The organism is Pseudomonas sp. NPDC096950 (assembly GCF_044762525.1).
Lineage (GTDB): Bacteria > Pseudomonadota > Gammaproteobacteria > Pseudomonadales > Pseudomonadaceae > Aquipseudomonas.
The window spans coordinates 205,548-230,014 of sequence record NZ_JBIWEL010000007.1; the positions used below are offsets into that span (position 1 = coordinate 205,548).

The following is a 24,467-nucleotide window of genomic DNA, read 5'->3' on the forward strand; positions in this document are numbered from 1 at the left end:
ACAGACCTAATGTGGGAGCGGGCTTGCTCGCGAAGGCAATCTTGAATTCACCCCATCAACCGCGCTGTACCAAACAACCTCACCCGACTCAATTCACCACCCTGCTCTTCCAGCAAAATCGGCGCCGTCCCGCCAGGCATGACCACTTTCACTTCACCCGCCTTCACCCAACCTACCCGCCAAGCCGCACAAGCCACCGCACTGGCGCTGGTGCCCGAGGATGCCGTCGGCCCTTCCCCACGCTCAAACACCCGCGCCACGACCCGACCTTCAGACTCCAGCAGCGCCCATTGCAAATTCACCCCCGCCGCACAGGGCTGACCCGCCCCGCTGGGCATGGCGTAGGCGATACGCGTCAGCCCTTCAGACAATCCCGGTCCGCGCATTTGCTGATTGCTCGGCAATGCTTCGACACCGGTGACCAACGTCACGCAATGAGGATTGCCGATCCGCACAAACTGGCTGCGGCACCACGCTGGGTCGAGGGCCGACAACGGCTGCACATGGCTGACCTCGCGTTCATTCAACATCACGCTTTCAACAGCCTCGGCACCCACCGCTTGCGGCCCGAACGAAGGTTTGCCCAAGTCCAGCCAGAAGCCGTGCACGCCATCGACCTCGGCGGGTTTCACGGAAGTTTCCACCGGCGAAACCGCATCGCTTTTGTCGTGATGGACCTGGAGCACACACGGTTCTTCCTTCGGCAGCAAACCTTGCTCACTGAGCGCCTGGGAGAAAATCGTCAAGCCGTTGCCACTGCGCTCGGCCAGGGTGCCGTCGGTGTTGACGATCAGCAGATCAAAGGGCGGCGAGGATTGAAACGGGCCGACCAGCAAGCCGTCGCAGCGATGGTCTTTGCTGCCAGGTGGCTGGGTTCCAGGCGCCCAGCCGCAGAATGTTTCGATGGCCGACAATGCCCAGGCTTCACGGGTGTGTGCCGCGTCGCGGGCCTGCTCTGGCACATTGATACCGCTGCGTCGCACAGCGTCAGGCGCCACAACTGCGTAAATATTGCCCCGGGCATCGTAGAACGGCGTCATGGATCGGTCCTGCAGTCAGTGTGAAAAATGCCTGTACTGTAGCGTCAAATCCCGGCGACGAAATACCGCCCCGGCGTCACCCCGAACGTGCGGCGGAACATCGCAATAAATGCGCTGACATTGTCGTACCCCAGTTCCAGCGCAATGGTCGTCACCGGCACCTCCGCCGCCAGCAGTTCCAGCGCTCGCAACAATCGCGCGCGCTGGCGCCATTGGCTGAAAGTGAAGCCGGTTTCGCTGACGAAGCGTCGAGCCAGGGTACGTGCCGACACCCCACCCCACTGCGCCCAGTTTTCCAGCGAACGGTTGTCGGCCAGGTCATCGACCAGTGCCTGGGTGATCCGGCGCAATCGCGAATCCTGGGGCAGCGGCAGGCCGAAAGGTTCGCTGGGCAATGCGGCGATTTCATCGAGAATGAGCTGAGCGACCCTGTCCTGACGTTGATCCAGTGCACCCTCGCCCCAGGTCGCGGCGCGGTCCACGGCTTCGCGCAGCAGGCCCGAAGTCGCGATGATGCATGGCTGTTTCGGTAACTCGACACAATCCGGCTGCGCCACATAGACGCTCCAACCATGGAACGGGCCATGGGAGCGCAAACCATGCAGGCAGTCCGGCGGAATCCACACCGCGTGGGTGGCCGGCACCACCCAATGATGATCCGCCGCTTCCACCGACAACAACCCGCGCCGCGCCCCCAGCAATTGACCGCGAGCATGCTGGTGCAAAGCGCTTTGGCGCTCGACGGGGCTGTCCAGCGTGACAGCGATCACTCGCGCGGCGGTGGACGACTGTGCCAGTTCGGTGGCTATCAGGGGCTTAGTCATTGGCAGTTTTACGGTATTGAATGACCTTGATCAGGCAGTTTAGCCATGATCGACGCTTTAGGCTGTGCATTCATTCAACAGGAGTCACCGATATGCGCGCCGAAGACCTGCTTCCCGACGAAATCAACCAAGGCCAATTCAACGGCACCACCGTGCGCAAAGGCACGGTCGGGGCTTTTCTGATCAATGCGCGGACGCTGGCCGATTCGACTGCCAGCGACGAACAACGCCGTGCGGCCGAGCAGGATATTGTCGAGGCTTTGCCGGCGCTGCGGGCCCTGGGTTTGTTCGAGATTTTGCAAGTGCGCGACCAACGCCTGCGCCAATTGTGCGAACGCCGCTGATACCCGCGCTCGCGATTGAGGGGCGGGCTGTGCAAGGATGTCAGCCTGCCTCACCGCGAACCGCTGCGGACGCTGATCGAACCTGACCGGTAAGTCACTGTCCCTTGGGTACGCGACGTTTTTTGCCAAGGATCGATATGACCAACCTCAACACCCCCACCTCATTTGTTCCCGGACGCCTGGAACAGATGTCCACCCGCATTGCCTTTTTTATCGCCGGCCTCGGTATCGCCGCGTGGGCGCCGCTGGTGCCGTACGCCAAGGCCCGGGCCGGTCTGGATGAAGGCACGCTCGGTTTGCTGCTGTTGTGCCTGGGGGTCGGGTCGATTCTGGCGATGCCGGTTGCGGGGATGCTGGCGACGCGTTTTGGTTGTCGCCGGGTGGTGGCCGCCGGGGTTTTGTTGATTTGCATGGCCCTGCCGCTGTTGGCCACGGTGTCGTCGATACCGGCGCTGATGGCGACGCTGTTCATGTTTGGCGCGGGGCTGGGCACGGTGGATTCGACGGTGAACCTGCAAGCGGTGATCGTCGAGCGGGCCAGCGGCAAAACCATGATGTCTGGGTTCCACGGCTTGTTCAGCCTGGGCGGGATCGTCGGCGCGGCGGGTGTCAGCGCCCTGCTCGGCCTCGGTGTTTCACCGCTCGGCGCGACACTGGTGGTCGTGGTGGTGCTGATCGCCGCGTTGCTTAAAGCGGTGCCGCATCTGTTGCCTTACGGCAGTGAAAAGTCCGGACCAGCGTTTGCCGTGCCCCATGGCATCGTGCTGTTTATCGGCATGATGTGCTTCATCGTGTTCCTCACCGAAGGCGCGGTGCTCGACTGGAGCGCGGTGTTCCTGGTGTCCGAGCGTGGGATCGACACCGCGTATGCCGGGATGGGTTATGCGGCGTTTGCGCTGACCATGACCACTGGGCGTTTGACCGGGGACGCCATTGTGCGGCGCCTGGGCGCGACCAGAGTCATGGTGTTTGGTGGGTTGACGGCGGCGGTTGGCCTGGCGTTGGCGACGTTTGCACCGACCTGGGAAGTGGCGCTGGTGGGTTATGCGCTGGTCGGCGCCGGGTGTTCGAACATCGTACCGGTGCTGTACACCGCAGTGGGTAAACAGACCGTCATGCCGGAAAGCATCGCCGTGCCGGCCATCACTACCCTCGGTTACGCAGGCATCCTCGCCGGGCCTGCACTGATCGGGTTCGTCGCCCATGGCAGCAGCTTGAGTTTTGCATTCGGGTTGATGGCGGTGTTGCTGGTGGCGGTGGCCATTGGCGGGAAAGTGTTGAAGGTCTGAACAGCTTCGCGAGCAGGCTCGCTCCCACAGGGGATCTCCAGTGAACACAGGATTTGTGTATGGCAGAGATCAACAATGTGGGAGCGGGCTTGCTCGCGAAAGCGGTGGGTCAGGCGACATCTTTATCGACTGATAATCAGTCTTCGCGAGCAAGCCCGCTCCCACAGGGGATCTCCAGTGAACACAGGATTTGTGTACGGCAGAGATCAACAATGTGGGAGCGGGCTTGCTCGCGAAGGCAGTCACCCCGGTCTGTCAGAACCCGACGCTGGCCTGCACAAAGAATGTGCGCGGTGCGCCGACGTAGATGCCCGAGTTGTTGTCGCTGGAGCGGGTGAAGTATTGGTGGTCGAACACGTTTTTCACCCCGGCGCCGAGTTTCAGGTTCGACAGTTGTGAACCGAAGTCATAACCCCCGCGCACGTTCCAGGTCACGTAGCCCGGTATGTTGCCGTACTGCCCGTCGGCGCTGCCTTCGGTGATGTAGTTGCCGGTGAAGCTGCCATCAGCGTTCACGCCAGTGCCCGGCGAGTGCTGTTTGGACTGGGCGAAACCATCAATGTTGTAAGTCCAGCGATTGATGTCATAACGCAGGCCGACGGTAGCCACCTGACGGGAATAGAACGGCAGGTCACGGCCCTTGAAGCCTGGAATTTCACCTTCATAGGTGGCACGGGTGTAGGTGAAACCGGCGTTGGCGGTCAGGCCGTCGAGCCGTGGATCGAGCGCCGACATGTCGTAGTGCACCGACGCTTCCAGGCCCTGGTGCTTGGTCGCGCCAAGGTTGGTCCAGCCCACATCGTTGCTGATGTATTGCAGTTCATCATCGAAGTCGATGTAGAACAGCGTCACTTCCCCGCCCCACACGTCATCGTTGTAGCGCGTGCCGACCTCGTAGGTCTTGGCCTTTTCCGGGCTCAGGCCATTGGCGGTGCTGTCACCCGAGCCACCCTGGCCGAGCTGGAAATATTGCAGGCTGCCGAACGAGGTTTCGTAGTTGGCAAACAGCTTCCAGGCATCGGACAAGTGATACATCACGCTCAGGGCCGGCAGCGGTTCGTTGCTTTCGATGCTGCGGTTTTTCTCTGGTACACGCTTGCCGGCGGTGTCGAGTACGGCGCGGTCGTGCCAGTCAGTACTGATGTGCTCGAAGCGAATCCCCGGCGTAACGGTCCAGTTGCCGACATCGATTTTGTTATCGAGGTAAACCGAGTTGGCTTCGGTGCCACCGGTGCGATCCTGGAACACATGGCCGTCAGACGTCGGGGTGATCACCGGTTGGTTGTTCACCAGCGCCACGCGGCTCGACTGCTCGTGCATCGCCTCTTTCAGGTAGCGATAACCGACGCTGACTTCCTGGGTGGTCGGGCCGACATCAAACACATGGGACACCCGCGGCTCGACGCCCAGGGTGTAATAGGAACGCGGATAAGAGCTGAGGGTTTTCTGGTCGCGAGCGGCGATGTTGCTGCCACGGAAACTGTCGGTGTAATACGTCAGCACTTCGGCCTGGGTGCGATCGTCGATCTGCCGCGCCCACTTGAAGGACACATCTTTACGACGGCCCGTGAAGTTGTCGTAGTCGCGGTCGGACTGGAACGGACTGGCGTCGTACTGCTTCTGGGTCAGGCCGCCGGGCATGTCGGCGCTGGCGTCGTAGTAGTGGAAATTCAGGCTGAAATCATCAACGTCGGTCGGCGCCCAGTGGGTCTTGAGGATCACGTCGTCGATGTCGTTGCCGTTATTGCTTTCGCGGTAACCGTTGCCGTTCACCCCGGTGTACAACAGGGCGACGCCCATGCCGTTGTCCGCCGTGCCGCCGACAAACGCGGTGTCAATGTGTTTCCAGCCGCCGTGCTGGGAGGTTTCCAGGGTGGTGCCGATTTCACCGGTGGCTTTTTCCGGGATGGCGCGGGTGACGAAGTTGATAACGCCGCCGACGTTCTGTGGCCCATAACGCACGGAGCCGGCGCCGCGGACCACGTCGATGCTGTCGAGGTTGCCCGAGGAAATCGGCGCCATCGACAGTTGCGGCTGGCCATACGGGGCGAATGCGGCCGGTACGCCGTCGATCAACACGGTGGAGCGCGGCGACAGGCGCGAGGTCAGGCCACGGACGCCGACGTTCAGGGAAATATCGCTGCCACCGGTGCCGTTGGCGTCCTGCACTTGTACGCCAGGCACGCGTTTGAGCACGTCGCCGACGTTCATTGCACCCTGCTCAACCATCGCTTCGCGGCGAATCACAGTCCGCGCGCCGGGGTGGTTTTGCACCACGGCAGCATCCGCGTCACCGAGCCAGTCGCCGACGACCTTGATGTCGGTCACGCCCAGTTCCAGCGGGCCGTTGGACGCGGAGGTCGGCGCCGGGGTCAGGGTCACCGAGCCTTCATCGATCTGATATTCCAGACCGCTGCCCTGCAGCAATTGGCGCAGGGCCTGCTCTGGGGAGAGGTTGCCGTCCACCGCCGGGGCCTGTTTGCCGGCGACCAGTTCCGGACTGAAAAAAACCTGTAACGAGGTTTGCTGACCGAGCTGACTCAAGGCCTGGCCCAGCGGCTGCGCCTGGATGTGAATGGCATCGGCGGCGAACGCTTGGGGCAACGCGGCGCTGACAGCCAATGCCAGCGCGAGTGGCAGCCAAGGTGATTTGTTGTTTTTAGCGGTGGTTTTTTTCACGTCGTACGTTGTCCTGTGGATCGCAAGAATACGCGGCTGTTAATGCAAACCAGTTGCAGTTGGACAAGAAGACGAAGAACTCGAAAAAAACCTGAATCTATCGCGCAATTATTTCCTGACTGCCATCAGGAAGCGTGCGCACGGCCACCGGCAAGATGCTCGGCAAGGCCTTGAGCAACGCATCGGTGTTGTCGGATTTGAACACGCTGGTCAGGCGCAGATTGCCCACTTTGTCGTTGCCGACCGTGAGCGGCTTCTCCCGATAGCGCGACACTTCGGCGGCGACTTCGGCGAGGCTGGCGTTGTTGAACACCAGTTTACCGCTGCGCCACGCGGTCAGTTCCTGCGGGTTGACCGCGTAGGCGGCGGCCACTTTGCCTTGGACGTCGATATGCGTACCGAGGCCAGCGGTGAGGTTGATGAAATCGGTGCCGTAGCCCTGAACCTTGACCGTGCCCTGCTCCACCGCGACCCTGGTTTGGGCCGGGTCCCGACGCACATCGAACCGGGTGCCGGTGACCGTGACCTGGCCGTTGCCCGTCTCGACAACAAATGGCCGGCTGCTGTCGTGCTCGACGCTGAACATCGCCTCGCCCTCCGTCAGCTCGATGCCGCGACGATTCTTTTCAAAACGCACCTGCACCCGGCTGCGGCTATTGAGATCGATCATCGAACCGTCCGGCAACGCCACATGCTGGCGCTCGCCCAGGGCCGTGGAAAATTCCGCGGTGTAGGTCGCCGGGTGATTCAAACCGCTGAACAAGCCCAGGCCGAGCGCTACCGCCAACACACTGGCGGCCACTGCATAACGCACCAGCGGACGTCGTTTGCGGCGCTCTGGCGGGGCTTCGCACAAGGCTTGCAGGCGCTTCGCGGGCAACAGATCCGCCGCCGTCCACAAGCCCTGGAGCAATTGAAATTCATCACGATGCTGCGGATGTTCATGCAGCCAGACTTCGAAACGTCGATGTTCTTCGACGCCCACCGCCGGCTCCTGCAAACGCACAAACCAGCGTGCCGCCTCGTCGCGAACCGCTGTTTGCCCGCACGCGCAATCACGAGTATCCATCATGGAAATTCCTGTTTGGCCGGGGGTGTCAATGGGAGATGACGGCACGCTTCCCTGCAGGAGCTGCCGAAGGCTGCGATCTTTTCCAGGGCACCGCGAATCATGACTGCGCCCCATCCAGACGATCGCGCAGATGCCGCAGGGTGCGGATCATATACTTTTCCACCATGTTCTTGGACAGCCCCAACCGCTCGGCGATTTCCGCCTGGGTCAGGCCTTCGATCTTCTGCCAGACAAACACCTTGCGGCAGTTGATCGGCAACTCCGTGAGCGCCCGTTCAATGGAATCGGCCAACTGGATCGCATGCATGAAATGCTCCGGGTCGCCGGATGACGACACACTGTGATCAATCGCCTCGGACTCCATGGCGCCCCGCCGATCCTCACGCCGATAGCCATCCACCGCAATGTTGCGAGCGGTCTGGTGCAAATACGCCCGAGGCTGCTCCACCGCCGCCGAATCCGACTCAAGCACCCGCACGAAGGTGTCATGGGCCAGGTCCTCAGCCTGCTGACGATTTCTCAGGCGACGGGTCCAGGTGCCGATCAACTCTTCGTAATGCTCGAAAAAGCCGTGGGTGCGGGGCAGCTTGGGGGTCATTGCGGTGTGCTGTAGGGAGGAGGCGTGAATAGTAATGCTTCCTATTAAGCCCAGCAAATCATTCCTCAAAGCAGCGACGGAGGGAGGCGCCGGGGGCGCGGTGGGCCTCTCGTCTGCTACGCTTCGGACCTTTGAATTTATTCAGCCACCCGTTATTCAAGGAAGACGTTGTCATGAGCACTCCTGAGACTGTGCTAAATATCAACGCAGTCGCCAAGCGTATCAAAAGTCTTATGCCCCGTTATCTCGAACGGCTGAAAGAACAGGACAGTGAAGATTACACCGGTGCATTCCAAGTGTTTGAAGAGGACACAGTCCTCTTCGAGTTACTCTTCAGCTATCCGTACATATCGCGATATCTTGACTATGACTATCTATGTGGAATTCTGCACTTCTTTATTGTTCACAATGAAATTCATGACCCGGTAAAAGCGGCAGAACTTATGAACGAACAAATTATAGGCAGCAAAGAGCACTTGGACTGGGTTGCCGTTTACCCCATAAACTTTGTCAGATCATTGGGGTCCAGATTCGGAAAGCGGAAGGTCATTGAAGGTAGTCACATTTTTGGTCGTTTTACCCTTTCCGAACCACAAGAAAGTCATTCGGCGTTGGAGAACTTTATCCGTGAGGGATATGGTGTCGATCACGTTGATCAGAGCGCCTATTTACATCAGTCGGAGCCAAGTGATCAGGCGTTGAAAAAACTGCCCCTGCTTTCATTTAAGGTTCACGGATCTGATGACGCACGCGCCCTGACAGCAAGCACGAAGCTGCGCTACTTCTGTTCGTTATTTGAAGTATTTGCCGTTTATTTCGATGCAAAGGAAGGAATGAAAACCTCACATGAAACCAACGTTCATCACGGTTTCTTTATTAACAAGATGACAGGCGATATTGACCGAACGCCTTTGACCAAGCCGACACAAATGAGTTTTGATCCTGTGCCCGACTTTATTCAGACGCTCAAGGACAATGACTTTTCCTATTTTTCTGAGCTGGTTTTCCATAGCAACGATACGCTATTCAAGAAACTCCGCAGTGCGCTCTACTTCTTTTCAAAGGGGCTGAATGGAAGCGACGACATTCTAAACTTCATCAGCTACGTGATTGCCATCGAGGCGATTTTTTCCAAGGACAAGAATAACCCGATAAAGATAACGCTCTCGGAGCATATTGCTATCCTCTGCTACCCGCCGGAAGAACGTTTTGACATATTCAAACGTATAAAAGCCATTTATGACGAACGTTCAAAAATTGTTCACTCAGGACAATTCGACCTCAGTCAAGACATGATTAGACAAGCCCGAGAAATCGCCGCAACAGCGATTTATCACTGCTTCCTGCTGTACAGGGAACTGAAGGCCGAGGAGTCTGACAACAAAAAAATCGAAGGGTTGTTTTTTCAAAAACTGCAACACAAACGCCTGGGCATCATATGAAGCATGCGAAAGCATCCAGCAAGCCACCTGTCAACCGGCAAAGTGCCATTATTGAGCTTGCATTCACCGGGATACCTCGGGCTACAATGCGGCCTGATCAAAATAGCTGGGGGGCGGGATGGCACCGACTCGCACTTTTAAGCGCGAGCAGCGGGTTCGATCCCCGCTCACCCAACCTGATATGACGATGATCCTCCAAACCCGCTGGAAACTACTGATCGAGCTGAAGAAAGAGGCGTTACGGTCTCTTCCCCTGCTGTTCAACTTCGACTCTGCACGATCATTCATGCGGACGTTGGGTGGCCGGTCGAACTTGACGTTCTATCCGCAATCATTGTCTTGCACCGTTCAGTTCTATCAAAGGCTGAAGCGCACCTGCGTCGAACACGGCTTCACTGGTCGAAAATTTCCGCTCACGCAAAACTCGACAAACCGTCACTACAACTTCAGCTTCCGTCTTTACGGCACGAACCTCTTGGTGATTGAGGTCGAGCGTTCTCCCTTGGTCGTCGGTAAAGACGAAGACCTGATTACGCTGACTGATTTCTGGAAAGAGCCGGCGCTGGGCGAACTGACACACCACATCGTCGGCTTGATCAATAACCCTTCCAGAGACTTCAAGCCCTCTGGTCAGCGTCCGCCGGCTTACCCCTGCAACCGTCTTGTTGCACCGCAGGATGAGCAACCTGAACAACCGAAGCTGGTTGAACTGCTGACCCGACACAGGCTGCCGTCGCAAAAAGTGCTCAAAACTGTCCAGGACAGGAACGATACCCTGCAAAGTGACAGTTCAATACTCTTGGTTGACCGTCAAGGTGTCCTGGCTTTTATACCTCAGGAACTGGAAGACGACCTGACCGTAAGACGGCGTTTCCTCGCTGCCAGCAACACTTTGGAAATACTGGCCTGCGTTGCAAAAATGATCGAATGCCACTCTTTGCTCACCATCCCGAAAGAGCAATTAGAGGACTTATCGTTTTACCTGAGCAATCCGCGAAAAAGATTTCTCCACAGCTACTCTTCGCGATTGATCTGGCAGGCACTGGCCGCCGAGTTTGACCTCGACGAGGACAGCTGGAGTCAAATGGACTTACATCATGAGGTTGAAGAAGTGATCGAGCGTAATGCGGCGCGAGTATTGGTAGTCACGGCGCTGGCGGAGGAAGCCAGGCCGTTTATCGAGCGTCTGACTGATGTCCAAGTGAGAGAGCACGATAATGCCATCCTCATCACTCAAGGGATCTACCGCAATGCCGGGAAAGAGTCTGACGTCTATATCTTTGCAGCCGGCGTCGGCAATACCCACGCCGCCTTGAACACTCAAACTTTGATCAGAACCCTGAGCCCCGACCTTGTGATCTTCAGTGGCATCGCCGGCGGCCGTAAAGATGCAAAAATCGGCGACGTCGTCATTGCCAACCATGTCTATCACTATGAGTCCGGCAAACAAACAGCCAAAGGCTTTGAAGCACGACCGCGTGTTCTGCAACCTTCCCCCTCAGCTCACTCGCTGATCAGTTCTTTCATGATGAGCGCGCACGCCGGTCCCGAAGATTTCAAGGTGTACTCCAAACCCATCGCCAGTGGCGAAAAGTTGATTGGCAGCACCAAATCCGAGGTTGCCAAGCTGCTGGTCGGGACCTATGGCGACGCACTCGCGATCGAGATGGAGGGTTTTGGGTTTCTCGCCGCGCTGGAGGGCTCGACCATCCCAGGCGTGCTGATCCGTGGTATTTCGGATTTGCTGGACAAGAAATCCAGGAACGAGAATCACGGCCTGGCCATCAACCACGCCGCGGACATCGCGATAAAGCTGATTGCCTTCCATCAGACGGTAAAGCCTGCATAGCACGCCAAGTGATTGTCCACTGAAAACACGGCAGCCAATGCTATCCATTGACTGCCGAACGGCCATTTCAATCACGCCCCTTTGATCATTCCCCACGCCAACTCGTCGCAATCCATCAATCCCCACCCGTCCCCGCCCCCTAAATTAACTCCCAGAACAAGCCGCCGTGCCGTGCGGCCAGTCACTGTGGAGATCGTCCCCATGCAAAACTTCCAGACCCGCAAACAGCAAAGCCCCGTCGAGGGTTGGGATCATCAGGACCCGGAAGAAGCCTTCACCCTGCCCTCGCGTTATTTCTTCGACGAGACGTTGTTCAAGGCCGAACGGGACAATATTTTCATGCACGCCTGGCACGTGGCCGGGCATGTCAGTGAGTTCGCCGAGGCGGGGCAATATGTGGTGACGGATCTGTTTGATCAGAGCGTGGTGGTGGCGCGAAATCGGCAGGGTCAGATCCACGGGTTCCACAATGTTTGCCAGCATCGCGGCAACCGCTTGCTCGAAGAGCGGCGCGGCACAACGGGCGGTGTGGTGCGTTGCGCCTATCACTCGTGGTGTTACGAAATGGACGGCACCCTGCGCGGTGCGCCGCGTTGCGAGAAGATGAAGAACTTCGAATTGCAGCAGTTCAACATTCCGCAGGTGCGCACCGAAGAACTGGGCGGGTTTATCTACTTCAACCTTGACCCGGCGGCGCCATCGTTGCGCGATTTGTTTCCCGGTGCCGACGAGGAAATGCGCCGGGTATTTCCGAACCTGGCGAACATGCGCCTGATCGAGGAACAGGACGTGATCGTGCCGGCCAACTGGAAGGTGATCATGGACAACTCCATCGAGGGTTATCACTTCAAGTTGTCCGGGCCGTGCCATATCGACCTCGCCAAGCTCATCGACTTCAAAGGCTATCAGTTGACCAAACGGGACAACTGGTGGACTTACATCGCCCCGGCCAATCTCTCGGTGACCGAAGCTTACGGCGTGCCGTTGAAACCTGAAGTGAACCCCGACGAGTGTTTCTTCAACATCGGCATGTGGCCGAACAACACCTTCTATACCTTCCCGTTTTCGGAGTTTCTGGGCTCGTTCATCATGATTCCGCTGGACGCCGAGCGCTCGCTGCTGCGCTTCGGTTACTACTCGAACAATGGTGAGACGGCGGCGGTGAGTGCGTCGTGCATGAAGTGGATGAACGAGGATTTGGGACCGGAAGACATTGCGCTGAACATCTCGGTGCAGAAAGGCCTGCATTCGCTGGGATATGACCAGGGGCGCTACATGATCGATGCCCAGCGCAGCAATGAGAGTGAGCATTTGGTGCATCACTTTCACAAGCTGGTGTTTAACGGGATTCATGGGCCCGGTGCAATCTGAGCCAATGCAGGTCCCTGTGGGAGCGAGCCTGCTCGCGAAAGCGGTGCATCAGTCAATATCAATGTTGAAGGATCGATTGCATTCGCGAGCAGGCTCGCTCCCACATGGGCCGTGTTGAATGACAGGCCTTCTTCACACAGCGCTATTTTTTGGAGCACAGCAAACCATGACCCATCATGAGTTTGATTACCTGATTGTGGGCGCTGGGTCAGCGGGTTGCGTGTTGGCCAATCGCTTGAGCGAAGATCCGGCCGTGCGGATTCTGGTGCTGGAAGCCGGGCCGGCAGACAAGAGCTGGACCATCGACATGCCCTCCGCCGTCGGCATCGTGGTCGGCGGCACGCGCTACAACTGGAGCTACAGCTCCGAGCCGGAACCGTATCTGGACGGTCGCCGGATCGGCACACCGCGAGGACGGACCCTGGGCGGTTCGTCGTCGATCAACGGCATGGTCTACATCCGTGGCCATGCCCGGGATTACGACAGTTGGGCCGAACAAGGTTGCGACGGCTGGAGCTATCAGGAAGTGCTGCCGTACTTCAAACGGGCGCAAACCCATGCCGACGGCGCCGACGATTACCGTGGGGCGAGCGGGCATCTGCACGTCACCCCTGGCGATACGCAAACGCCGTTGTGCGCGGCGTTTCTGGCGGCGGGCGCCGAGGCCGGATATGGCTTGAGCGACGACTTGAATGGTTATCGTCAGGAAGCGTTCGGCCCGGTGGATCGCACCACTCGCAACGGGCGACGCTGGAGTACATCGCGGGGATATTTGAGCGAAGCCTTGGCGCGCGGAAATGTTCAGGTCTCCACCGATGCCCTGGCGTTGCGCATTCTGTTCGATGGCCAACGCGCCATCGGCATCGAGTACGAGCAGAACGGCGAGACGCATCAAGCGCTCACCCGCCGCGAAGTATTGCTCACCGCCGGGGCGATCAATTCGCCGCAGCTGTTGTTGCTGTCGGGCATTGGTCCGGCGGCGGAATTGCGTGACCTCGGCATTAGCGTGATCCACGACCTGCCCGGCGTCGGCAAACGACTAAACGATCACCCGGACACTGTCGTGCAATACCTGTGCAAAAAACCGGTGTCGCTGTATCCGTGGACCACCGCGCCGGGCAAGTGGTGGATTGGTGCCCGTTGGTTCGCCACCCACAATGGACTCGCGGCGAGCAATCATTTCGAGGCCGGAGCGTTTATCCGTTCGCGCGCCGGGGTCGAGCATCCCGACCTGCAACTGACCTTCATGCCGCTGGCGGTGCAACCGGGCAGCGTCGATCTGGTGCCGGGCCACGCCTTCCAAATCCACATCGACCTGATGCGCCCCACCAGCCTGGGCAGCGTCACCCTCAACAGCGCCGACCCTCGACAACCGCCGCGCATCCTGTTCAATTACCTGAAAACCGAGCAGGATCGAGCCGACATGCGCGCCGGCGCACGGCTGGTGCGCGAGATTATCGAGCAACCGGCCATGGCCGCGTTCAAAGGAGAAGAATTGGTGCCCGGCCCTCAGGCCCAGAGCGACGAAGCGCTGGACGCCTGGGCCAGGCAGGTCACGGAAACTGGCTACCATGCCAGCGGCACGTGCAAGATGGGGCCGGTGGGCGATCCGGAAGCGGTGGTCGATCCGCACTTGCGCGTGCACGGCCTCAACGGTTTGCGGGTGGTGGACGCCTCGATCATGCCGGTGATCGTCAGCGGCAACACCAACGCGCCGACGGTGATGATTGCAGAAAAGGCCAGCGACCTGATTCGTGGCTTGCCAGCGCTGGCGACGGTTGATGCACCGGTCTGGATTCATCCGCAATGGCAGACTCGACAACGATAGAGATCGCTCATGACTGATCAGTCGTCCAATAGCACTGAAAGCCGCTTTACCTGGCGGCGCGGCGATGTCGCGCCGTTGCGGGTCGCGGTGTTGTTGCTGCCGTCGTTTTCCAACTTTGGCCTGGCGGCGGTGCTGGAGCCATTGGCGATTGCCAACTGGCTAACCCAGCGCCAGATATTCGAATGGTCACTGTTGTCCCTGGACGGCGAACCGGTGCAGGCCAGCAATGCTTTGATCACCGTGGCCAACGATGGACTGCGCGCCGATCAGGGGTTTGATGTGTGCCTGGTGATCGCCAGTTTCGATGTGCACAAACACAGCCGCAACCTGGCGCTCAAGAGTTGGCTGCGCAAACAGGCGTTGTTCGGCGCGGTACTGATGGGCGTGGAAACCGGCACCGAATTGCTCGCCGCTGCCGGTGTGTTGGATGGCTATGAAGCGGCGGTGCACTGGGACAATCTGCAAGGGTTTCAGGAAAGTTATCCGCGGGTCCACGCCAAGCCGCAGCTCTACACCCTGGAACGCCAGCGCATGACTTGCGCCGGCGCGACGACCACCCTGGACATGTTGCTCGGCTGGATCGCTCAAAGCGTTGACAGCGACTTGTCCCGGGAAATCGCCATGCACCTGTTGATGGGGCATGTGCGGGCACCCGCGGACAATCAACTCGACGGCGGCCTGACCAACACCGGGATGTACGGCAGCAAGATTCGCCGGGCGGTGCAGTTGATGGAAAAAGCCCTGGAAGAACCGCTGGATTGCGAGGCGATTGCCAGTCAGGTCGGGTTGTCGCGGCGGCAACTGGAGCGGCAGTTCAAACATCAAACCGGCCTGTCGCCGCTCAAGTACTACATCACCTTGCGGCTGGCCAAGGCTCATAGTTTGCTGCAACAGACCGGCCTGAGCGTGGCGCAAGTCGCGGCGTGTTCAGGCTTCGGCTCGCTGGAGCATTTCTCCCGCACTTACCGCGCGCGTTTCGGCTGCCCGCCCAGCGAAGACCGCAGCCAGGTGTTTACTGCCCCGGTGATGCGCCAGCCCTTGAGCAAGGAACGGCGCCCGGCCGAGGCGGACTGATTCACAGCCGATACCCCCACTCGTTGTAGCATCTGCCGAGGCACGAGGCTGCGTTCGTCTTGTAGCAGCTGCCGAGGCACGAGGCTGCGTTCGTCTTGTAGCAGCTGCCGAGGCACGAGGCTGCGTTCGGCTGCGAAGCAGTCGTGAAGTCGAGCGATGCGGTGTTTCAGTAAACCCGCGTGCTCTGGTTTTACGACTGCTTTGCAGCCGAACGCAGCCTCGTACCTCGGCAGCTGCTACAAACCGAACGTAGGATTCACGAGTTGCTACAAATCGTGTTACGGCCTGATTAACCGATAATCAGGCTCTTCCTCATCCAGAATTTCCATCAGCGCGTTGAAATGCTTGTCGGCAAAGCCTGGGTAATCCAGCCATTGCTGGCAGGTCTTGCGCGCGATTTCGTCACTGGCGATGCGTAACTCGCGGCCAGTGGATAGCGCGGTGATGTAGGTTTCGCAGGCGCGTTCGAAGTAATACAAATCATCGAACGCCTGGGCGATGCTCGGCGCCGCCACCAGCAAGCCGTGGTTGCCCATCAACATGATCGGTTTATCGCCGAGCAAGTGACTGACCCGTTCCGCCTCCTCGCCCAAACCCATGCCGTCGAAACCTTCGTCTATCGCTACACGCTCGAAAAAACGCATGGAGTTTTGCTCGATCGGTGGCAGCCGCGAATCCGTCAGGCACGCCAGCGCCGTCGCGTATTTGGAGTGGGTGTGCAGGATGCAACGGGCGTGGGGCTGGTTGCGATGGATCGCGCTGTGCAGGGCCCAAGCGGTGATGTCCGGCGCGTCCGGGCGGTCGAGGCTGGCCGGGTCGTCGGCGTTGACCAGCAGCAAGTCACTGGCCTTGATCCGCGAGAAATGCTTGCCGTACGGGTTGATCAAAAATTCCCGACCATCCCCCGACACCGCGACGCTGAAGTGATTGGCGATGGACTCATGCAGATTCAGCCGCGCCGCCCAGCGAAAGGCGCAGGCCAGGCGGATTCTCAGTTGCTCGACAGGTGGGTTCATCGTGTGCCCTCGGCGTGATGGATCGGCTTTCCGGCAGTGTAGAGAGACGCCGCTGCGACACTTGATGGGAAACGACATGGGCTGCCGTTATTTCGCGGCGCGGCCACCGTGGGAAAACGGCATGGTTATGCCGCGTTTGATCAAGAGCACCGTTGTCGGCACCGCCATAGTGAGCGTCACGACCCACTTGGCTGGAGACATCGATGGTGCAGATTCCGTTGTTTATTGCAGGTGTGTGGCAGACGCCGTCGCAGGCGCGATATCGCGATGTGATCAACCCCGCGAACGAGGACGTGCTGGCACAGGTGGCCGTGGCCGGAGCGGTCGATGCGGGGTTGGCGATCAGCGCCGCGCGTCAGGCTTTTGATGAGGGACCATGGCCGACGATGCCGGTCACCGAACGCGCGCAACTGATGCAGCGGATCGCCGGGTTGATTGAAAAGGATGCCGAGCCTCTGGCGCGCCTGGAAACCCTTAACGCCGGCAAGACGTTGGGTGAAAGCCTTGGCGACGTCGGCAATGTGGTCGCCACGTTTCGCTTCTACGCCGCCCTGCTGGAGACCGAAAGCGCCAGCGTCAACAGCCACGCGCCGGCGCATGTCATCAGCTTCAACCAGCGTGAACCGGTGGGCGTTTGCGCGTTGATCGCGCCGTGGAATTATCCGTTGCTGCAAGCGGTGTGGAAGATTGCCCCGGCCCTGGCCGCCGGCAACACGGTCGTGTTCAAACCCAGCAGCCTGACGCCGATGACCGCTCACCGCTTGACCGAGTTGCTCGCGCAAGCAGGTTTGCCGAGCGGCGTGTTCAACCTGCTCTGCGGTCCTGGCGATGTCGGGGAATTACTCGCCGCCAGCGATGACGTGGACCTGGTATCGCTGACCGGTGGCGCCGGGGCCGGCGGCAAAGTGATGCGCGCCGCCAGTGGCAACTTCAAGCGTGTGGCGCTGGAGTTGGGCGGCAAGAATCCGAACATCGTGTTCGCCGATGCGGACTTTGACGTGGCACTGGATCAGGCGTTGAACGCGGTGTTTTTCAACGCCGGGCAAATTTGTTCCGCCGGCTCGCGCTTGCTGGTGGAGGACGGAATTCACGATCGATTTGTCGAGGCGCTGCAGAAACGGATTCTGAAGATTCGTCTCGGTGACGGGCTCGATCCGTTGACGCAAATGGGCCCGCTGATTTCGGCCAATCAACGAGATCTGATCCTGACGATGATTGCCGGCGCGGTCGAACAAGGCGCGACGTTGCTCGCCGGTGGCAGCATTCCCAAGCAATTCGAGCGCGGTTTCTGGTTGCGCCCGACCTTGCTCGGCAACGTGCGCGCTGACATGCGCATAGCCCGGGAAGAAATCTTCGGCCCGGTGATCACCGTCGAGCGCTTCAGCGGCGAAGCACAGGCGTTGCAACTGGCCAACGACACGCCCTACGGCCTGGCTGCCGGGGTCTGGACCAAAGACTTGGGCAAAGCCTATCGCATGGCCAAGCGGCTGCGGGTCGGCACCTTGTGGATCAACGACTACAACGCCGCGTTTCCCCAGGCGCCGTGGGGAGGTTTCAAATCCAGTGGCATCGGGCGTGAATTGTCCCGCGCCGGGCTCGATGAGTTTACTGAGCTCAAGCATATCTACCTCAATACCGAGCCGGCGCCATTGAACTGGTTTGGGGTTGATCAGCCGGGCTGAGATCGCAGGCCAGTCAGCTAAGGATTGAACACTGCAGCACCTGTGGGAGCGAGCCTGCTCGCGATAGCGGCGTGTCAGGCAACATTTTTGTCGACTGAATGACCGCTTTCGCGAGCAGGCTCGCTCCCACAGGGTCTGTGCCGGGGCAAATCCCCTCACCACAGGCAAGTTTCTCATCACCCATAACAACAAGACCGCCACACCCCAAACCGCTGCCGACGTTTACCTTTGAGGAGTTGATCTTATGAAAGCCTTGCTCTTGCTTGCATCCCTCACTTTGCCATTGCTGGCCCAGGCAGCGGAACCGGAGTCCTGCGCCACGGTGCGGTTTTCCGATGTCGGCTGGACCGACATCACCGTCACCACCGCCATCACCAGCGAAGTCCTGGAATCCCTCGGCTACGCCACCAAAACCACATTGCTGTCGATCCCCGTGACCTACCGCGCCCTGGCCTCGGGCAAAGACCTGGACGTGTTCCTCGGCAACTGGATGCCCACCACCGAAAACGACATCAAGCCCTTCCGCGATGCCGGCACCGTGGAAACCGTGCGCGCCAACCTGCACGGCGCCAAATACACCCTGGCCGTGCCGGACTACGTGTACGACGCCGGGCTGCACGACTTTGCCGACATCGCCAAATTCAAGGACAAGCTCAACGGCCAGATCTACGGCATCGAACCGGGCAACGACGGCAATCGGCTGATCCAGAGCATGATCGACAAGGACGCCTTCGGCCTAAAGGATTTCAAAGTCGTCGAATCCAGCGAAGCCGCCATGCTCTCGCAACTCAAACGCGCCACCCGCAAGAATGAATGGATGGTGTTCCTCGGCTGGGAGCCGCACCCGATGAATACGCGGAACAAGATGAAATACCTCAGCGGTGGCGACGAGTATTTCGGCCCGAATTTCGGCCAGGCGACGGTGTATACCAACGTGCGCAAGGACTACCTGAAAGAGTGCAGCAATGTCGGCAAGTTGCTGCAGAACATGGAGTTCAGTCTGGCGATGGAGAACCAGTTGATGGATGCGGTGTTGAACCAGAATCAGAAGCCGAGGGCGGCTGCGAAGGCGTGGTTGAAGGCGAATCCGAAGGTGCTTGAGGCTTGGTTGGTGGGGGTTAACAGTCGGGATGGGCAGGATGGGTTGAAAGTGGCCGGTGCAAGGCTGGCCGCTCAATAACGCCGAACACAAAATCCCTGTGGGAGCGAGCCTGCTCGCGAAGGCGGTGTGTCAGCGACATTTTTATCGACTGAATGACCGCTTTCGCGAGCAAGTCGAATCGTCGCACCGCCGCTCCCACAGGGTTACCTGCTGGTCTTACTTTCCGGGTTTACATTGCTTAAACAGACCACCTGACGACCGGCAGTAAAAATTAATTGCCACCAAATATTACATGCGTCATATTACGGTCGTAATAACGACTCGTTCTTCACAGGTATTCCCCCATGACCAGCATGCCCACCGTTGAACCCGACCTGGCTGTCCCGGTGAACACCACCAAGCCGCCCGTGCTCAAACGCTTGCTTCTGCTGACCGTGGCCATCGCAGCGTTGGTCGGTATCGGGTTGTACGGCGCCCACTGGTGGACGGCCGGGCGATTCCTTGAGGAAACCGACGATGCCTACATTGGCGGCGACGTCACGGTGATCGGGCCGAAAGTCGCGGGTTATATCGAAGAAGTGCTGGTCACCGACAACCAGAAAGTGAAGGCCGGCGATGTGCTGGTGCGCTTGGATTCGCGCGACTACCGCGCCAACCTGGCCAAGGCTGAAGGCGCGGTCGCCGCTGAAGAAGCCCTGCTCGCCAACCTCAACGCCACCGAACAATTGCAACACGCGGTGATCGGCCAGGCCCGCGCCGGGATCGATGCCGCCGGTGCCGAGACTGCCCGTTCCCGGGATGATGATGCGCGCTACAAAAAACTGGTCGGCAGCAACGCCGTTTCGGTGGAAAGCGCCCAGCGCGCCAACGCCACCTTCAAGACCGCGCAGGCGATCAGCGCCCGGGCCCAGGCTGAACTGCTCGCTTCCCAGCGTCAGCTGGACGTGATCGAAACCCAAAAACAACAAGCCCGCGCCGCGCTGATGCAAGCCAAGGCTGAACGCGACCTGGCGCAACTGAACGTCGGCTACACCGAACTCAAGGCCCCGGTGGACGGTGTGGTCGGCAATCGTCGGGCGCGGGTTGGCGCTTATGCCCAGGCCGGTTCACAACTGCTGTCGGTGGTGCCGTCGAGCGGTCTGTGGGTCGATGCCAACTTCAAGGAAGATCAACTGGCGCGGATGACCTCCGGCCAGCGCGTGATCATCCGGGCCGACGTGCTCTCGGGCCAGGTTTTCCACGGTCATCTTGATAGCCTCGCCCCGGCCAGTGGCGCGCAGTTCAGCGTGTTGCCACCGGAAAATGCCACGGGTAACTTCACCAAAATCGTCCAGCGCGTGCCGGTACGCATCGTGCTTGATCCAGCCGACGGTGTGCTCGGTCATCTGCGTCCGGGGCTGTCGGTGACCGCTGAAGTCGACACCCGCGACGAGGATAAAACCCCAGCCGTGGCCAGCGCACCATGAGCACCGTCGCCGCCCCCGCGCAACCGTTCAATGCCGCCACGATGGCGACGGCGACCAAAGTTTTCGCCTTCGCCAGCATGTGCATCGGCATGTTCATTGCGCTGCTGGATATCCAGATTGTCTCCGCTTCGTTGCGTGACATCGGCGGCGGGCTCTCCGCCGGCACCGATGAAACCGCATGGGTGCAGACCAGTTACCTGATCGCTGAAATCATCGTGATTCCGTTGTCCGGTTGGTTGTCCCGAGTGTTCTCGACCCGTTGGCTGTTTTGCGCCTCGGCAGTCGGCTTCACCCTGGCCAGCCTGCTCTGCGGCGTGGCCTGGAACATCCAGAGCATGATTGCCTTCCGCGCCCTGCAAGGGTTTCTCGGCGGCTCGATGATCCCGCTGGTGTTCACCACCGCGTTCTTTTTCTTCACCGGCAAACAACGGGTGATCGCCGCCGCGACCATCGGCGCAGTGGCTTCATTGGCGCCGACGTTGGGCCCGGTGATTGGTGGTTTCATCACTGACGTGTCGTCCTGGCACTGGCTGTTCTACATCAATCTCGTGCCGGGGATTTTTGTCGCCGTGGCGGTGCCGATGCTGGTGAAGATCGACCAGCCGGAACTCTCGCTGCTCAAGGGCGCCGACTACCTCAGCATGGTGTTTATGGCGCTGTTTCTCGGCTGCCTGGAATACACCCTTGAAGAAGGCCCGCGCTGGAACTGGTTCAGTGACAGCACGATCCTGACCACCGCGTGGATCAGCGGCCTCGCCGGGCTGGCGTTCATCGGGCGAACCCTGTACGTGGCCAACCCGATCGTCGATTTGCGAGCCTTGAAAGACCGCAACTTCGCCCTCGGCTGCTTCTTTTCATTCGTCACCGGGATCGGCCTGTTCGCCACGATTTACCTGACGCCGCTGTTTCTCGGTCGGGTGCGTGGCTACAGCGCGCTGGACATTGGCCTGGCGGTTTTCTCCACCGGGGTGTTCCAGATCATGGCGATTCCGCTGTACGCCTTTCTGGCCAACCGCGTCGATCTGCGCTGGATCATGATGACCGGCCTTGGCTTGTTCGCGTTATCGATGTGGGATTTCAGTCCGATCACCCATGACTGGGGCGCCCGGGAATTGATGCTGCCGCAAGCCTTGCGCGGGATTGCCCAGCAACTGGCGGTGCCGCCAGCGGTGACCCTGACCTTGGGTGGCCTGGCGCCGTCGCGGCTCAAACATGCCTCGGGGTTGTTCAACCTGATGCGTAACCTCGGCGGTGCGATTGGCATTGCGGTGTGCGCCACCATCCTCAATGACCGCACCAACCTGCACTTCACCCGGTTGGCTGAGCACTTGAACAGCACCAACGAAGCGCTCAACCAGTGGCTGTCCCAGGTCGGCAACAACTTCGCCGCCCTCGGCCAAAGCGGTGACGCCGGGGTCACCGCCAGCCTGCATCAGCTGTGGCTGCTGACGTACCGCGAAGCCCAGACACAAACCTATGGCGACGCGTTTTTGATGATCATGGTCTGTTTCATCATCGCCACGGCGATGGTGCCCTTGATGCGCAAGGTGCAACCACCGGCCGCGCCGTCAGCGGATGCGCATTGATCAGGCTTGAGGCATTTTGCGGAAACCAATCGCCAAGCGGTTCCAGGCGTTGATGGTGGTGATGGCCACGGTCAGATCGACCATTTCCTTGGAGCTGAACTCGGAGACCGCCAGTTCATAGTCTTCATCCGGGGCGTGGGTCTGGCTGATCAGGGTCAAGGATTCGGTCCAGGCCAACGCCGCACGTTCACGCGGAGTGAAGAACGGCGTTTCACGCCAGGCCGACAAGGTGGCCAGGCGACGCTCGTCTTCACCGCCCTTGCGGGCATCGGCGCTGTGCATATCGAGGCAGAACGCGCAGCCGTTGATTTGCGAAGTGCGCAGCTTGACCAGTTCGATCAGGTTCTTTTCCAAGGGCAGTTTCGAAACGGCGGTTTCCAGGGCGATCATGGCTTTGAGAGCGTCAGGGGAAGCGGTGTAGAAATCGATACGAGGTTTCATGATGGCCTCTTGGGCAAGTGGGTGTGGAGCTACGTTAAGCCCGCCCGCGCCTGTGACAAATAGCCAATATTCGAGAAGTCGAGGAGGCCATTGCAGGGTCGCCCAAAAAAGCCAATTGCCAGAGCTCGGTCCGCGCCACTAGAATGCGATCAATTCTTAATTGCACTCAGGCCAGGACGCCCGAATCGAGTATCTGTCCGCCATGCCATCCGCCGACCAGCCCTTGAATCAGCAAGTCCACCACCTCTATAGCGAACACCACGGCTGGCTCCAGGGATGGTTGCATCGAAAACTGGGCAACCGTTGCGACGCGGCCGACCTGGCCCACGATACTTTTTTGCGATTGCTGACCCGCCAGGTCGTCCGGCCGCTGGGCAGTGAACCTCGCGCGTTGCTGACGCATATCGCCAAGGGCCTGGTGATCGATCGATGGCGACGACAGGACCTCGAACGGGCTTTTCTGGAGACCATCGCGCATTTGCCCGCCGCTGAAGTGCCCTCCCCCGAAACACGTTTCCTGATTCTCGAAACCCTGATGCGCATCGAAGCTTTATTACGCGAATTACCGGCCGTCACCCGCGACACCTTCCTGTTGTCACAGATCGAAGGGCTGACCTACAGCCAGATCGCTACCCGACTGGATGTGTCGCTGATCACCGTCAAACGGCACATGCGCGCGGCGTTCATTGCCTGCCTGAGTGTCGCGTGATGAACCCGTCAGTGATCAATCCGCAAATACTCGGTGAAGCCGCCGACTGGCTGGTGCAGTTGCACTCCGGCACGGCAACCCCATCCGATCATCAAGCCATCGCCCAATGGCGCACGCGCAGCGCCGAGCACGCCCAGGCCTGGCTGCGGGCCGAGGCGATACTCGGGGACTTTCGCAACGTCCCGGCCAACCTCGCCATCCAGACCCTGCAACGGGCCTCAAGCAAGGATGGCCTCACCCGACGCCAGACCCTCACGCGCCTTGGCTTGCTGCTGATGGCCGGGCCGTTGGGCCTCGCCGCGCAACAGGTGCCGTGGCAAAAATGGACCGCCGACCAGCGTACCGCCGTGGGCGAGCAAAAGAACCTGCAACTGCCCGATGGCAGCCAGATTGTGCTCAACACCGAAAGTGCGGTGGATATCGCGTTCAACTTGCAGGAACGCCGACTTCTACTGTTGCAAGGCGAAGTGCTGATCAGCACCGCCAAGGACCATGCCGCCCGACCCTTTATTGTCGAAACCCCGCAAGGCACCGCCCGTGCCCTGGGCACGCGGTTTTGCGTGCGGATCAATGGTTCGCGAAGCCAGGTGTCGGTGCTCGAAGGGCGAGTAGAAGTCACGCCGCAGTTATTGCAACAGAGCACGATCCTCAACCCCGGTGAACGCCAGAGCTTCAAGCTCAGCCGTTTCGACTCGCCGGAAAGCTTCGACACCAGCGCCCTGGCCTGGGACAAGGGCATGCTCCTGGCGAACAATATGCGCCTGGATGAATTGCTCGGTGAGTTGAGCCGCTATCGCCCGGGGGTGTTGCGTTGTCATGCGGATGTCGCGGCGTTGCGGGTGTCCGGGGCTTTTTCATTGCGCGACACAGACGCCAGCCTGCGCCTGCTCAGCGATACCTTGCCGCTGAAAATCAGCAGCCTGACCCGTTATTGGCTGTCGGTGGAACCGAGGGCCTGATCGCAGCGAAATTTTTTCAATGTCCCCTGATACCTTTCTGCGTTTCGTTCGGTGTGTGGATAGACCTCTTCAATTCCACGCGCTCGACAGGAACGC

At 59.6% G+C, this 24,467-nt stretch carries 20 protein-coding genes; 13 read left to right on the forward strand and 7 right to left on the reverse strand.

The window, feature by feature from the left end; translation table 11 throughout:
* Positions 1–47: 47 nt before the first annotated feature.
* Together ACIQY3_RS14420 and ACIQY3_RS14425 are read right to left on the reverse strand one after the other, a co-directional pair.
* Complete coding sequence (locus ACIQY3_RS14420) at positions 48–1,040, reverse strand: diaminopimelate epimerase (protein WP_403020399.1); 993 nt, start codon at positions 1,038–1,040, stop codon at positions 48–50.
* Positions 1,041–1,084: 44 nt separating this feature from the next.
* Positions 1,085–1,864: an AraC family transcriptional regulator gene (locus ACIQY3_RS14425; protein ID WP_403020403.1), complete on the reverse strand. Its 780-nt coding sequence runs from the start codon at positions 1,862–1,864 to the stop codon at positions 1,085–1,087.
* Between the two features lie 92 nt (positions 1,865–1,956).
* Here ACIQY3_RS14425 and ACIQY3_RS14430 point away from each other — a divergent pair, with 92 nt between their 5' ends.
* Complete coding sequence (locus ACIQY3_RS14430; RefSeq protein ID WP_403020406.1) at positions 1,957–2,208, forward strand: hypothetical protein; 252 nt, start codon at positions 1,957–1,959, stop codon at positions 2,206–2,208.
* Between the two features lie 137 nt (positions 2,209–2,345).
* On the forward strand, positions 2,346–3,497 hold the full coding sequence (locus ACIQY3_RS14435) for an MFS transporter (RefSeq protein ID WP_403020409.1): 1,152 nt from the start codon (positions 2,346–2,348) through the stop codon (positions 3,495–3,497).
* A gap of 255 nt (positions 3,498–3,752) precedes the next feature.
* Here ACIQY3_RS14435 and ACIQY3_RS14440 read toward each other — a convergent pair whose 3' ends face one another.
* The 3 genes from ACIQY3_RS14440 to ACIQY3_RS14450 all read right to left on the reverse strand — a co-directional run bounded on the left by ACIQY3_RS14440 (position 3,753) and on the right by ACIQY3_RS14450 (position 7,846).
* Positions 3,753–6,176, reverse strand: a complete 2,424-nt coding sequence (locus tag ACIQY3_RS14440) for a TonB-dependent siderophore receptor (RefSeq protein WP_403020411.1) — start codon at positions 6,174–6,176, stop codon at positions 3,753–3,755.
* A 97-nt stretch (positions 6,177–6,273) separates the two neighbouring features.
* Positions 6,274–7,248 (reverse strand): FecR family protein, encoded by a 975-nt coding sequence (locus ACIQY3_RS14445; RefSeq protein ID WP_403020413.1) that lies wholly within the window; start codon positions 7,246–7,248, stop codon positions 6,274–6,276.
* Between the two features lie 97 nt (positions 7,249–7,345).
* Complete coding sequence (locus ACIQY3_RS14450) at positions 7,346–7,846, reverse strand: sigma-70 family RNA polymerase sigma factor (RefSeq protein WP_123516236.1); 501 nt, start codon at positions 7,844–7,846, stop codon at positions 7,346–7,348.
* A 173-nt stretch (positions 7,847–8,019) separates the two neighbouring features.
* Here ACIQY3_RS14450 and ACIQY3_RS14455 point away from each other — a divergent pair, with 173 nt between their 5' ends.
* From ACIQY3_RS14455 to ACIQY3_RS14475, 5 genes are all read left to right on the forward strand, one after another.
* On the forward strand, positions 8,020–9,288 hold the full coding sequence (locus ACIQY3_RS14455) for a hypothetical protein (protein ID WP_403020415.1): 1,269 nt from the start codon (positions 8,020–8,022) through the stop codon (positions 9,286–9,288).
* Positions 9,289–9,406: 118 nt separating this feature from the next.
* Positions 9,407–11,137, forward strand: coding sequence for a hypothetical protein (locus tag ACIQY3_RS14460; protein ID WP_403020417.1), 1,731 nt, complete (start codon positions 9,407–9,409; stop codon positions 11,135–11,137).
* Between the two features lie 201 nt (positions 11,138–11,338).
* Positions 11,339–12,508, forward strand: a complete 1,170-nt coding sequence (locus tag ACIQY3_RS14465; protein WP_403020419.1) for an aromatic ring-hydroxylating dioxygenase subunit alpha — start codon at positions 11,339–11,341, stop codon at positions 12,506–12,508.
* A gap of 166 nt (positions 12,509–12,674) precedes the next feature.
* Positions 12,675–14,336: a choline dehydrogenase gene (locus ACIQY3_RS14470; protein ID WP_403020422.1), complete on the forward strand. Its 1,662-nt coding sequence runs from the start codon at positions 12,675–12,677 to the stop codon at positions 14,334–14,336.
* 9 nt (positions 14,337–14,345) lie between these two features.
* Positions 14,346–15,410, forward strand: coding sequence for a GlxA family transcriptional regulator (locus ACIQY3_RS14475; RefSeq protein ID WP_403020424.1), 1,065 nt, complete (start codon positions 14,346–14,348; stop codon positions 15,408–15,410).
* A gap of 278 nt (positions 15,411–15,688) precedes the next feature.
* Here ACIQY3_RS14475 and ACIQY3_RS14480 read toward each other — a convergent pair whose 3' ends face one another.
* Complete coding sequence (locus ACIQY3_RS14480) at positions 15,689–16,426, reverse strand: class II aldolase and adducin N-terminal domain-containing protein (protein WP_403020426.1); 738 nt, start codon at positions 16,424–16,426, stop codon at positions 15,689–15,691.
* Positions 16,427–16,629: 203 nt separating this feature from the next.
* Between ACIQY3_RS14480 and ACIQY3_RS14485 the strand changes: the two genes are divergently transcribed.
* The 4 genes from ACIQY3_RS14485 to ACIQY3_RS14500 all read left to right on the forward strand — a co-directional run bounded on the left by ACIQY3_RS14485 (position 16,630) and on the right by ACIQY3_RS14500 (position 22,262).
* Positions 16,630–18,108 (forward strand): aldehyde dehydrogenase family protein, encoded by a 1,479-nt coding sequence (locus ACIQY3_RS14485; protein ID WP_403020428.1) that lies wholly within the window; start codon positions 16,630–16,632, stop codon positions 18,106–18,108.
* A 244-nt stretch (positions 18,109–18,352) separates the two neighbouring features.
* Positions 18,353–19,288: a choline ABC transporter substrate-binding protein gene (locus tag ACIQY3_RS14490; protein ID WP_403020430.1), complete on the forward strand. Its 936-nt coding sequence runs from the start codon at positions 18,353–18,355 to the stop codon at positions 19,286–19,288.
* A gap of 266 nt (positions 19,289–19,554) precedes the next feature.
* Complete coding sequence (locus ACIQY3_RS14495; RefSeq protein WP_403020432.1) at positions 19,555–20,676, forward strand: HlyD family secretion protein; 1,122 nt, start codon at positions 19,555–19,557, stop codon at positions 20,674–20,676.
* A complete protein-coding gene (locus ACIQY3_RS14500) occupies positions 20,673–22,262 on the forward strand; it encodes a DHA2 family efflux MFS transporter permease subunit (RefSeq protein WP_403020435.1) in 1,590 nt (529 codons plus the stop codon). Before ACIQY3_RS14495 ends, ACIQY3_RS14500 begins: the two co-directional genes overlap by 4 nt.
* On the opposite strand, the gene ACIQY3_RS14505 is transcribed toward ACIQY3_RS14500, so the two are convergent.
* Entirely contained in the window at positions 22,263–22,703 is a 441-nt protein-coding gene (locus ACIQY3_RS14505) for a carboxymuconolactone decarboxylase family protein (protein WP_123516210.1), read from the reverse strand.
* Between the two features lie 202 nt (positions 22,704–22,905).
* Between ACIQY3_RS14505 and ACIQY3_RS14510 the strand changes: the two genes are divergently transcribed.
* Positions 22,906–23,412: a sigma-70 family RNA polymerase sigma factor gene (locus ACIQY3_RS14510; protein WP_403020437.1), complete on the forward strand. Its 507-nt coding sequence runs from the start codon at positions 22,906–22,908 to the stop codon at positions 23,410–23,412.
* Positions 23,412–24,371 carry a FecR domain-containing protein gene (locus ACIQY3_RS14515; RefSeq protein ID WP_403020439.1) on the forward strand — a complete coding sequence of 320 codons (960 nt, stop codon included), beginning with the start codon at positions 23,412–23,414 and terminating at the stop codon, positions 24,369–24,371. Before ACIQY3_RS14510 ends, ACIQY3_RS14515 begins: the two co-directional genes overlap by 1 nt.
* Positions 24,372–24,467: the final 96 nt, after the last annotated feature.